11 protein-coding genes are annotated in these 12546 nt (G+C 45.4%); 1 reads left to right on the plus strand and 10 read right to left on the minus strand.

Features of this window, described 5'->3' with window-relative positions:
• Positions 1-59: 59 nt before the first annotated feature.
• The 3 genes from aceA to clpB form a co-directional block, all read right to left on the minus strand.
• The gene (aceA, locus tag FD974_RS06620; RefSeq protein WP_215363626.1) at positions 60-1358 is read right to left on the minus strand and encodes an isocitrate lyase; all 1299 of its coding nucleotides are present in this window, start codon (positions 1356-1358) and stop codon (positions 60-62) included.
• A 278-nt stretch (positions 1359-1636) separates the two neighbouring features.
• Positions 1637-2875, minus strand: coding sequence for an MFS transporter (locus FD974_RS06625; RefSeq protein WP_215363628.1), 1239 nt, complete (start codon positions 2873-2875; stop codon positions 1637-1639).
• A gap of 43 nt (positions 2876-2918) precedes the next feature.
• A complete protein-coding gene (gene clpB / locus FD974_RS06630) occupies positions 2919-5513 on the minus strand; it encodes an ATP-dependent chaperone ClpB (RefSeq protein ID WP_215363630.1) in 2595 nt (864 codons plus the stop codon).
• 114 nt (positions 5514-5627) lie between these two features.
• On the opposite strand from clpB, the gene FD974_RS06635 reads away from it, so the two are divergent.
• Positions 5628-5876, plus strand: a complete 249-nt coding sequence (locus FD974_RS06635; protein ID WP_215363632.1) for a GIY-YIG nuclease family protein — start codon at positions 5628-5630, stop codon at positions 5874-5876.
• Here FD974_RS06635 and FD974_RS06640 read toward each other — a convergent pair.
• From FD974_RS06640 to FD974_RS06670, 7 genes are read right to left on the minus strand one after another with little or no spacing between them, the layout of a single operon-like run.
• Positions 5873-6493 (minus strand): hypothetical protein, encoded by a 621-nt coding sequence (locus FD974_RS06640; protein WP_215363634.1) that lies wholly within the window; start codon positions 6491-6493, stop codon positions 5873-5875. The genes FD974_RS06635 and FD974_RS06640 overlap by 4 nt on opposite strands.
• Before the next feature lie 16 nt (positions 6494-6509).
• Positions 6510-6971 carry a molybdopterin synthase catalytic subunit MoaE gene (gene moaE, locus FD974_RS06645; RefSeq protein ID WP_215363636.1) on the minus strand — a complete coding sequence of 154 codons (462 nt, stop codon included), beginning with the start codon at positions 6969-6971 and terminating at the stop codon, positions 6510-6512.
• Between the two features lies 1 nt (position 6972).
• Positions 6973-7230, minus strand: a complete 258-nt coding sequence (gene moaD / locus FD974_RS06650; RefSeq protein ID WP_215363638.1) for a molybdopterin converting factor subunit 1 — start codon at positions 7228-7230, stop codon at positions 6973-6975.
• Between the two features lie 24 nt (positions 7231-7254).
• Positions 7255-8481 carry a gephyrin-like molybdotransferase Glp gene (glp, locus tag FD974_RS06655; protein ID WP_215366742.1) on the minus strand — a complete coding sequence of 409 codons (1227 nt, stop codon included), beginning with the start codon at positions 8479-8481 and terminating at the stop codon, positions 7255-7257.
• A 27-nt stretch (positions 8482-8508) separates the two neighbouring features.
• Positions 8509-9951 carry a threonine synthase gene (gene thrC, locus FD974_RS06660; RefSeq protein ID WP_215363640.1) on the minus strand — a complete coding sequence of 481 codons (1443 nt, stop codon included), beginning with the start codon at positions 9949-9951 and terminating at the stop codon, positions 8509-8511.
• 9 nt (positions 9952-9960) lie between these two features.
• Positions 9961-11271, minus strand: coding sequence for a homoserine dehydrogenase (locus FD974_RS06665; protein WP_215363642.1), 1311 nt, complete (start codon positions 11269-11271; stop codon positions 9961-9963).
• A 17-nt stretch (positions 11272-11288) separates the two neighbouring features.
• Entirely contained in the window at positions 11289-12527 is a 1239-nt protein-coding gene (locus tag FD974_RS06670) for a pyridoxal phosphate-dependent aminotransferase (RefSeq protein ID WP_215363644.1), read from the minus strand.
• Between the last annotated feature and the right edge of the window lie 19 nt (positions 12528-12546).

Consider the following 12546-nt stretch of genomic DNA (forward strand, 5'->3'; position numbering starts at 1 on the left):
TTTAGGTGCCGTGGCAGTATTGGTGTGCTACTGCTTGCTACATACTACTTAGGGATTTCTTAGTGGAACTGCTCTTCTTCAGTAGATCCAGTCAACGCTGTTACTGAAGACTTGCCACCCTGAATCACAGTAGTTACATCATCAAAGTAACCTGTACCAACTTCTTGCTGATGGGATACGAATGTGTAACCACGATCACGTGCAGCAAATTCTGGCTCTTGTACTTTCTCGATGTAAGCAGTCATACCGCGCTGCATGTAGTCTTGTGCCAAGTCAAACATGTTGTACCACATCGAGTGAATACCAGCCAAAGTAATGAACTGATACTTGTAACCCATTGCACCTAATTCACGCTGGAACTTCGCAATCGTTGCATCGTCCAAGTTCTTCTTCCAGTTAAATGATGGTGAGCAGTTATAAGCCAACATCTTGCCTGGGAACTTTGCACGAATTGCTTCAGCAAACTGACGCGCAAAATCTAAATCAGGTGTACCTGTTTCACACCAAACCATATCAGCATAAGCTGCATAAGCAAGACCACGTGAGATTGCTTGATCCAAGCCCTTACGTGTTTTGTAGAAGCCTTCTGAAGTACGCTCACCAGTCAAGAATGGCTTATCGTTTTCATCATAGTCAGATGTCAACAAATCGGCAGCCTCTGCATCAGTACGAGCCAAGATGATAGTTGGAACACCCATTACGTCAGCCGCCAAACGAGCAGAGATTAATTTTTGCACTGATTCAGTGGTAGGCAACAATACTTTGCCACCCAAGTGACCGCACTTCTTCACAGAAGACAACTGATCTTCAAAGTGAACACCAGCTGCACCTTGCTTGATCAATGCTTTACTTAATTCAAATGCATTCAATACACCTCCGAAACCAGCCTCAGCATCCGCAACGATTGGAGCGAAATACTCGATATAGCCTGCATCACCCTTGTTAATACCCTTAGCAGTTTGAATTTCATCAGCGCGCTGGAATGAGTTATTGATACGCTCAACCATTTTTGGCACTGAATCTACTGGATACAAAGATTGATCTGGGTACATTGCTGCGTAAGAGTTGCCATCGGCAGCTACTTGCCAGCCAGATAAGTAAATTGCTTGTACGCCAGCCTTCACTTGCTGCATTGCCTGACCACCAGTTAACGCACCTAAGCAGTTAACGTAGGCTTCGTTATTCACCAAGTCCCACAGACGCTCTGCGCCATGCTTAGCTAATGTGTGCTCAATTTTGAGTGAGCCACGTAGACGTACAACATCCTCGGCTGTATAGCCACGGGTAATGCCCTTCCAACGTGGATTGGTATCCCAGTCCTTTTGTAGTGCTGCGATTTCTGCTTTGCGATCTGCCATGTTTTTCTCCCTAAGTTAAACAAGTAATTCAAAACTACGAATATTGAGACATTTAAGTCTTATGTCTTATATAAGAGTTTATAGATCGGGAGATCTGATGCAAGTAGAAATACAGGATATTTTTAAAATAAATTAATCAATAAAATCAATGATTTAATATTAGTTTTTTACAATGCGGGATACTAATTCACGCAGTGGCATTGATTCCATAACGAATAGATGGGCTTATTTTTACGTATGGTAATGACATTCCACATGGTGGAATATTGAGTAAAAACCTAAATGGTTCTACGGGACGCAATCGTAGAGACCTTAAGTCCAGTCAAAATAATCATCAATTGCAGGAAGGCTACGCCGATAAATAAGAATTTAGGCAGACCAATATCCAAGAAGATTCCGAAAATCAGTGGACTCAAAGCAGCGCCCAGATCAATTCCTGAATACACAATGCCATAGACCCTGCCTGAGCTTCCAGATGGGGTTGCAGTACGAATCATTAAATCGCGTGAAGGAGCGGCAATACCTAAGCCCAAACCAATCACTACGAAAGCAAGAATGATGAAATTGATTGGCACCCACCCTGTTGCTAATAACAAGCCCATCACAATGTTGACGGTGAAACAGATCGTGATAATGCGCTCAGGAACTTTCAGCTTACTAGCAAGATAACCACCAAGCAACATACCGCCCGCACCGCCCATCGACATCAATGTTAAGTAATAGTTTCCAGAGCTCACTGCAAGATCATAGATTTCAAAGAGCGCTGTTGGTGCAAATGATTGCAAACCCGTGGTGGCTGCCATGCTAAAGAAAAAGAAAATCCAGCACAACCAAACCACCGGCAATCTCAAGAAACCAAAGGTACTCATAGGAGCGCCACCAGGATTTTCTTGAGCATGAGTGGCTTTAGATTCTTCCTGCCTAGCTGCTACATCATCAATCAGGCGCGCTCTCCCCAGCCATAAGGTAAGCAGGATGAGCGCCTCAACAATACCTGCAGATAAAAAGGCAATACGCCAATCCGCTATGGTGGCAATTGCCACCATGAATGCCGGAGCCGCAGCCCAACCAATATAGCCGGCAACACCATGAATGGAATATGCGTAAGGCAAATTCGGAGGCGAAATTTTATGATTAATTAAAGTGTAATCAACCGGATGAAATATCCCGTTTCCACAACCAGCAATTACGGCACCTAAGACCAATAGAGCATAACCATTACTTTGGGAATAAGTGATGGCTGCTAGAGCCAATAAACCAACACCAACAAATAGGACTGGTCGCGCACCAATGCGATCAACCAAAAATCCAGAGGCTGCTTGGATAGTGCATGAAACCACAAAAAATATGGTCATGAGCAATCCCAATTCAGCATAGTTAAAGCCAAACTCCGCCTTAAGCCATGGGAACATGGGCGGCAGGATTAAATGAAAGAAATGGGAGCTGCCGTGAGCCAGACTAAGAAGACCAATAACCCGGACATCACTGGCGCGCCTACTTTGGAGCGCATCAGTCATGTACCGAGTTTACTGGCGCAGAATCATTTCTGCTATTGAATTATTACTTTGTAAAGCTGAACTCGCCTTTTTTATCCACATCAACTGGCACTGTATCTTTCGGGCCAAACTTACCCTCCAAAATCATCTTCGATACAGGATTCTCGATATGCTGCTGAATAGCACGCTTGAGTGGTCTCGCCCCAAATATTGGGTCAAATCCTACTTCAGCAATCTTACTGAGAGCAGCATCACTTACCTCTAGCTGCATATCCACTTTCGCCAGGCGATCCGATAGGTTCTTGAGTAAGATCTTCGCGATGTTCGCAATATTGCCTTTATCAAGGCCATGGAAGACCACAATCTCATCAATACGATTTAAGAACTCAGGGCGGAAGTGATTCTTCAGCTCTTCAAATACCGCATCCTTGATTTCAGATTGCTTCTTATCAGCCATGGATTGAATCAAATGCGAGCCAATATTGCTAGTCATCACAATCACCGTATTTTTAAAATCTACGGTTCGACCTTGACCATCCGTTAGGCGTCCATCGTCCAATACTTGCAAGAGCACATTGAAGACATCGGGATGCGCTTTTTCAATTTCATCAAAAAGAATCACGCTGTAAGGATGGCGACGCACCTGCTCTGTTAAGTAACCACCCTCTTCATAGCCAACATAGCCTGGAGGGGCGCCAATCAAACGTGCAACGCTATGTTTTTCCATGAACTCACTCATATCAATACGAATGAGATGATCTTCACTATCAAACAAGAAACCAGCTAAAGCCTTACAAAGCTCAGTCTTACCAACACCCGTTGGCCCCAAGAACAAGAATGAGCCATATGGACGATTCTCTTCTGCAAGACCAGCGCGTGAACGACGGATAGCATCAGATACTGCGCGAATAGCCTCTTCTTGACCAACCACACGCTTATGCAAAAGTTCTTCCATCTTGAGTAATTTATCGCGCTCACCTTGCATCATCTTCGATACTGGAATACCTGTAGCGCGTGAGACCACTTCAGCGATCTCTTCTGCACCCACTTGGGTACGCAAGAGCTTGTTTTTGACCGCGCCATCTTTATCACCCTTTGCTTCGGCAGCCGCAGCAGATTTAAGCTTAGCCTCTAATTCAGGGAGCTTGGCGTATTGCAACTCAGCAACTTGCTCTAACTTACCATCACGTTGCAATTTAGCAATATCAGCTTTTACCTTCTCAATCTCTTCCTTCAAATTGGCGGCACCCAGAACTGCACCCTTCTCTGCCTTCCAAATTTCCTCTAAGTCAGCATATTCAGCACCAAGACGCTTAATCTCTTCTTCGATAAGGCCTAAGCGTTTTTGGGAGGCTTCGTCCTTTTCCTTTTTAACTGCCTCGCGCTCAATCTTCAACTGAATGAGGCGACGCTCAAGTTTATCCATCACCTCTGGTTTGGAATCAATCTCCATCCGAATACGTGAACCCGCTTCATCGATCAGATCAATTGCTTTATCTGGTAAAAAACGGTCCGTAATATAGCGATGCGACAACTCTGCCGCAGCCACAATTGCTGGATCAGTAATTTCAATACCGTGATGGAGCTCATAACGCTCTTGCAAGCCACGCAAAATGGCAATCGTTGCTTCAACACTAGGTTCTTCCACCATCACTTTTTGGAAACGACGCTCTAAGGCAGGATCTTTTTCAATATATTTACGATATTCATCTAAGGTTGTAGCACCGATGCAATGTAATTCTCCACGAGCCAAGGCAGGCTTGAGCATATTGCCAGCATCCATTGCGCCATCACCCTTGCCAGCGCCCACCATCGTATGAATCTCGTCAATAAAGATGATGGTTTGACCTTCATCCTTAGCTACATCACTAAGCACAGCCTTCAGGCGCTCTTCGAATTCACCACGATACTTAGCGCCAGCCAATAGCAAGGCCATATCCAGCACCAAGACTCGTTTGTTCTTTAAAGTTTCAGGTACTTCGCCATTGACAATACGCTGCGCTAAGCCTTCAACAATAGCGGTCTTACCCACACCTGGTTCGCCAATGAGTACGGGGTTATTCTTACCGCGGCGCTGCAAGATCTGAATGGTGCGACGAATCTCGTCATCACGACCAATCACTGGATCGAGCTTACCCATGCGCGCACGTTCAGTTAAATCAACGGTGTATTTTTTTAAGGCCTCACGTTGACCTTCTGCATCTGCACTATTCACTGATTCTCCTCCGCGCACTAAATCAATAGCCGCTTCTAACGATTTACGATTTAAACCATTCTCACGAGCAATTTTGCCAAGCTCACCTTTATCATCAGCTACCACTAGCAAGAACAACTCGCCAGCGATGAATTGATCATTACGCTTATTAGCCTCTTTCTCGCATAAGTTCAGCCAATTAGTCAGATCGCGACTCACCTGAACTTCGCCACCAGTCCCCTGCACTTCGGGAAGGTTGCTAATCAGCTTCTCAGTTGCTTTCTCTAAGCCAGGCACATTGACGCCGGCACGCGTTAATAAACTCTTAGCGCCACCATCCGAGTCGCGCAGCATGGCCAGCAATAAGTGGGCTGGCTCGATATATTGGTTGTCTTTAGCCAAAGCTAGGCTTTGCGCCTCGCTTAAGGCCTCTTGAAACTTAGTCGTTAATTTATCTATTCTCATTTTTAAGTCCTATCTACTGCATCTATTTTTATTGATATCTACCTATAGAATATAGGGGCATTTTAGGCAATTTCAAGTGTTTTAGACCCTTTTTTAAGCGAATTTACCCTCATTTTGACTTGGCTTGTTTACCTTCTAGAGTGCGCCGATGGCAGCTACTATGCTGGCATTACCAACCGCCTCGAGCACCGCCTGGCAGCCCATAACTCTGGAGAAGGCGCACGCTATACAAGAGCGCGTAGACCAGTTGTCCTCTTGGCAACACAGGAGCACCCGGATCGATCTGAGGCCTCTAAGGCGGAGGCCAAACTCAAGAAGCTAGCGAGATCTGAAAAGTTGGGATTTTTTGATATATCGAACTAGCGCGCGCCTAAATGCATGCTTTCAATACTAGACACTAACTTGATGATTTGTTCTTTTTCAGAGGCATTCAAAACATCAGTATTGACTCTACTTTGCAATGAATATTCAAGCTCCTCAAGCTCATCAAGGATTTGAATAGCTTCTTTGCTGCGCTCTTTCTCAGTACCCTCAGCTAATTGATAAAGACTGAAGTACAAGGAAGAAAGACTCTTGTTATCTAAACTAGAGTTAAGGGGAAATTGGCTCTTAAACATACCTGCCATCGCTACTTTGGCATCACCTACCGTTTTGGCACGCTTTAAGAGAAATTGCATATTTTTAATGCGATCACCGATTTCGAATTTAAATGTGAGAGACTGTTCTTTGCTTTTTTCGCGACTCTCATAATCATGTTCAATCTGCTGATAAAGTGCGCCACCACCAGATACCACCACCGAAGATACCAACAGCAAACCAATTGAGCTATTGAGAAATGTATTTATTTTTTCAAATAGCTTTTTCTCGGAGGCTTTGATTTCTTGCCCGGTAGTGGCAATATCACCCTCTATCTTCTGCCTCAACTCATGCCTAAAACGCTCTTCATCCTCAATTAAAGCCTTCTTCTCATCGGTTAGCATCGTTCTTTGCCCCTAGTTACTTATTCCAACGGGCCATTGCGGCATCGTCAGTTATACGAGCATCTACCCATCTTGCACCTTCTGGCGTGTCTTCTTTTTTCCAGAATGGGGCTGCCGTCTTCAGGTAGTCCATGATGTATTCACAGGCAGCGAAAGCCTCCCGTCTGTGAGCACTCGTCACTGCGACTAGAACAATTTGATCTTCAGGCTGAAGTGGCCCCACTCGATGAATGACGAGGGTCTTATAAATATCCCAGCGATCCTTAGCTTGTGAAATGATTTCTTCTAAGGCTTTTTCAGTCATGCCGGGATAATGCTCTAGCGTCATGCCTTTCACTACGCTACCGTCATTCATATCCCGTACAGTACCGACAAAAGTCACTACCGCTCCGACGCGGGGATCAGCCTTACGCAGCGCCTTAACCTCAGTCGTTAAATCGAAGTCAGCCTCTTGAATGCGAATGAAAGAATTCTGCATCTTAACCGCCTGTAACAGGAGGAAAAATTGCCACTTCAGCACCGTCCTGCAGAAGCGTTGTCTCTTTCACCATTTCTTGATTCAAGGCACAACGAATGACTTTACCCTCTGCTAGTACTTCAGACCAGGGATTGCCACGAGCAACTAAATAAGCTCTTAAGTCAGAGATGGTTTTGACTTCAGCCGGAACAGAAATGACCTCTTCTGAGAGCCCAAGGCCCTCACGCAATGAAGCAAAGAATCGTAATTGAAGTTTCATAGCTAAATCGTAATCCGATTTACTTTAGCCTAGCAAAGCATTAAAAGGGATGTACTTCACCAGATCACCGGCTTTAATTGGCTGATTGGGCGGACAATCCACTAAACCATCACCCCACGATGCGCTAGTCAGCACACCAGAGCTTTGATTGGGGAATAAATCTAGGCCACCATTGGCATTAATCTTGACTCGCAAGAACTCATTGCGTCGATCCGCTTTGAGCCAATCAAAGTCAGCTCGCATGGGGTAAGGCTGGACTTTTTCTTCTACTCTACCCTGGAGTTTGAGAATGAATGGGCGCACAAATAATAAGAAAGTGACAAAGCTAGAGACGGGATTGCCCGGCAACCCAATAAACCATGCCTCACCAGCTTTTGCCTCATCCGATTTTCTGACTGCCCCAAAGGCTAAAGGCTTGCCTGGTTTAATCGCAATTTGCCAGAGGTCTAATCTACCCTCAGCGGTTACTGCAGGCTTGATGTGATCCTCTTCACCAACGGATACGCCACCAGAAGTAATAATGAGGTCGTGATCTTTACTGGCTTTACGCAAAGTTTGCCTTGTAGCCGCAAGATTGTCCGGAACAATCCCAAAATCGGTGGCGTCACAACCCAAAGATTGCAGGCAGGCTAATAAGGTATCGCGATTCGAGTTGTAAATGCCACCAGGCTTAAGAGGCTCTCCAGGGAGTGATAACTCATCACCGGTAAAAAATGCAGCTACCTTTACTCTACGTTTAACGCTTAAATGTGTCAGGCCAGCAGAAGCAGCAACACCTAATTCTTGAGGGCGCAAAAAAGTGCCTGCAGTTAATGCTACTTTTCCAGCAGAAAGATCCTCGCCTCTTCTACGAATCCATTGTCCTGGTGTAGGAGTGGCATTAATTTGCACCTGATCACTTGCCCCATCCACAATCACACAATCTTCTTGCATCACCACGGCATCTGCTTCAGGAGGAACAGGTGCCCCGGTAAAAATTCGAGCGACAGTACCTGGCTCAAGCCTTGTACCAACTGATCCTGCCGGGATACGCTGCGCAATTTTGAGGACACTTCCGGAAACTTTGGCATCAGCAGTACGAACGGCATAACCATCCATTGAGGTGTTATCAAGCGGCGGAACGTCAACCAAGCTATCCACATTTTGCGCAAGCACCCTACCAAGAGAAGCCTGCATGGGGACATTCTCACTCTCACTGACTGCTTGCGCATGTGAGAGCAAGTGATCCAAAGCCTGCTGAGCGGTCAACATCGGAGGCTTATTCATAGTGATATTTGCTTAGCTAAGATGAGAGGTAATGAAGTTTTTAACTTGAGTGACATCGGCATCGATATTTTCAACACGCTGCGGTTTAGACTTAATGTCTTTAAATGCTGACGGGCATTCTGCCGGACGACCCAAGGCAACTTCAATGGTTTCTTCAAACTTAATCGGCAAAGCAGTCTCTAAAACAATCATTGGCACACCTGCCTGTAAATGCTCGCGCGCTACTTTGACACCATCAGCTGTATGCGTATCAATCATGACACCATATTGCTCGTAAACATTACGGATCGTATCTAAACGGTTTTGATGGGTACTACGACCAGACTGAAAACCATACTGATCAATCTCTTGAAAGACAGCATCTTGAGAGATGTCAAAGCCGCCAGCAGTATCCACTTGCTTAAACATCTCCGCAGTTGCTGGGCCATTCTGACCCATGAGATCGAAAACAAAACGCTCAAAATTACTAGCTTTAGAAATATCCATCGATGGACTTGAGGTATGCAGTGTTTCAGCAGACTTACGGGCACGATACACGCCAGTGCGGAAGAACTCGTCAAGCACATCATTCTCATTGGTTGCCACAACTAAATGCGCAATCGGCAAACCCATCATGCGGGCTATGTGACCAGCGCAGATATTGCCAAAGTTTCCTGATGGCACGGTGAAGGATACTTTTTCAGCGCTAGACTTGCTAGCTAATAAGTAACCTTGAAAGTAATACACTACCTGGGCAACAACGCGACCCCAGTTAATTGAATTTACAGTACCAATTTGATTACCGGCCTTAAAAGCATGATCATTGCTAACAGCTTTGACAATGTCCTGACAATCATCAAATACACCCGCTACTGCTAGGTTAAAAATATTGGGGTCTTGCAAGGAGTACATTTGCGCCGATTGAAAAGCGCTCATCTTGCCGCGTGGTGAAAGCATAAATACCTTCACGCCCTCTTTGCCGCGCATGGCATATTCCGCTGCGCTACCCGTATCACCAGAAGTTGCGCCCAAGATATTGAGTTTCTGCCCGTTTTTCTTTAAGGCATATTCAAAAAGATTGCCAAGCAACTGCATGGCCATATCTTTGAATGCTAAGGTTGGGCCATTAGAAAGACTCAACAAACCAATGCGCGTCCCGTTTTCTTCGCCCAACCAGTGTAGCGGTGTAATGTCTTTTGCATTATCTTCTGGACGACCATTGCAATAGACTTGCTCGGTATAGGTTTTACGCAATAAGGCGCGCAAATCATTCTCAGGAATGTCGTCGCAATACAAACTCAAAATCTCAAACGCAAGATCTGCATAGGACAAACCACGCCAAGAATCTAGTTGTGCTTTGGTGACTTGCGGATATTGCGTCGGTAAATACAAACCACCATCTGGCGCTAAACCACCTAGCAGAATTTCTAGAAAAGATTGTTGTGGGCTATTGCCTCGAGTCGATTGATAACGCATGGCTTGAGCTTAAGACAAATTTTCTAAACGAATTTTGACAACTTCACCAGCCACAGTCTTGAGATTTTGAATTTCAGCAATTGCAGCCAGCATATGCTTTTCTTTAGTCTCATGGGTCAAAGCAACCAAGTCAGTTTGACTCTCGCCCTCATCCGCTTCTTTTTGTAAGAGCGCATCGATTGAAATACTGTGCGCCGCCAAGATCTTAGTAATATCAGCCAAGACACCTGCCTGATCGGCTACACGCAAGCGCAAGTAGTAGCTCGTTGTAATCTCGCCCATCGGCAAGACGGTAATATCACGTACAGCATCCGGCTGGAAGGCTAAATACGGAACGCGGTTCTCAGGACTAGCACCTAAGAGGCGGGTAATGTCTACTAGGTCGGCAATCACAGCGGAAGCTGTAGGCTCCGAGCCTGCACCCTTGCCATAGTAAAGAGTGGTACCCACTGCATCACCAAATACCTGCACCGCATTCATTGCGCCTTCCACGTTTGCAATTAAACGCTTCGTTGGAATTAAGGTTGGGTGCACACGTAACTCAACACCAGTCGTTGTCTTTTTGGCAATGCCCAGTAACTTAATACGGTAGCCCAATTGCTCAGCATATTTAATATCAATCGCATCAAGCTTAGTAATGCCTTCCACATGGGCTTTTTCAAACTGCATTGGGATACCAAATGCAATTGCACTCATGATGGTTGCTTTATGAGCGGCATCGACACCTTCAATATCAAAGGTAGGGTCTGCTTCTGCGTAACCTAAACGCTGCGCTTCCTTCAAAACAGTCGCAAAGTCCAAACCTTTATCGCGCATCTCCGAGAGGATGAAGTTTGTTGTGCCATTAATAATTCCGGCAATCCATTCAATGCGGTTGGCTGTTAAGCCCTCACGTAAAGCCTTAATGATTGGAATACCACCAGCAACCGCTGCCTCAAATGCAACCATCACACCTTTGTCATGCGCAGCTTTAAAAATCTCATTACCATGAACAGCAATCAAAGCCTTATTAGCAGTAACAACATGCTTACCCGCAGCAATGGCCTCAAGAACCAGGTCCTTAGCGATGCCATAGCCGCCAATCAGCTCAACCACTACATCAATCTCAGGATTACTGATGACAGAGCGCGCATCACTCACTACTTGAGCGCGATCTTTAACCAATTCTTTAGCGCGATCTACATTTAAATCAGCAACAGTATTAATCCGAATACCGCGGCCAGCGCGGCGAGTGATTTCATCTTGATTGCGCTCGAGAACAGTAAATACACCCCCACCTACTGTGCCAATACCTAATAGACCAACTTGAATCGGTTTCATGATGCCTTTGTTGCGGTTTAATTAGTCGCTTTACGACTATGCTTTTGACGATAACGCTCCAGAAAACGTGCCAGACGACCAATTGCTTCTGTCAGCACATCTTCGTGAGGTAAGAACACTACACGGAAGTGATCAGGCTTAGCCCAGTTAAACCCAGAGCCTTGCACTAGCAATACTTTTTCTTCTTTTAGAAGATCAGCTACAAATTGCTGATCATCCTTGATTGGGTAAATTTCAGGATCAAGCCTTGGAAATAAATAAAGGGCAGACTTGGGTTTGACACAAGTCACACCCGGAATTGCAGTAATGAGCTTCCAAGCTAAATCACGCTGCTTAGCTAAGCGACCACCTTCGGCCACCAAATCATTAATGCTTTGATAGCCACCAAGCGCTGTTTGAATGGCGTATTGACCTGGGACGTTGGCACACAGACGCATTGAAGAAAGCATATTGAGGCCTTCAATGTAATCCCGAATCATCTCTTTATCGCCAGACACAATCATCCACCCAGCACGATAGCCACAAGAGCGGTAGTTCTTGGATAAACCATTAAAGGTGATGATGACAACATCCGTTGATAGCGAAGCCAAAGAGATATGTTTCTCTTGGTCATACAGCATCTTGTCGTATATCTCGTCGGCAAACAAAATCAAGCCATGCTCACGTGCAATGGCTGTGATCTCCTGCAAAACTTCCTTAGAGTAAATAGCGCCCGTTGGATTGTTGGGGTTAATCACCACAATCGCTTTGGTCTTCGGGGTAATTTTTTTGCGCAGGTCATCCAAATCTGGAGCCCACTCTTTTGCTTCATCACAAAGATAATGAATCGGAGTGCCGCCCGACAAACTGACCGCAGCAGTCCACAGCGGGTAGTCAGGTGCAGGCACCAGAACTTCATCACCATTATTGAGCAAGGCATTCATAGACAAGACAATGAGTTCAGAAACACCATTGCCGGTATAGATGTCATCTAAAGCAACGCCCTGGATGCCCTTTTCTTGGCAATACTGCATGATTGCCTTGCGCGCAGCAAAAATTCCCTTGGAATCAGAGTAGGCTGAAGCGTTACCCAAATTGCGAATCATGTCCAACTGAATCTCTTCGGGAGGATCAAAGCCAAAGACCCCTACATTACCAATGTTTAATTTGATAATTTTGTGCCCCTCTTCCTCCATCCGCTGGGCAAGCTCCAGCACTGGCCCGCGTATGTCGTAGCAGACGTCATTGAGTTTTTCGGACTTTAGGATCGGTTTCACAATAAATTAAGGGTAAGTT

Source organism: Polynucleobacter sp. es-EL-1 (genome assembly GCF_018687975.1).
Classification (GTDB): domain Bacteria; phylum Pseudomonadota; class Gammaproteobacteria; order Burkholderiales; family Burkholderiaceae; genus Polynucleobacter.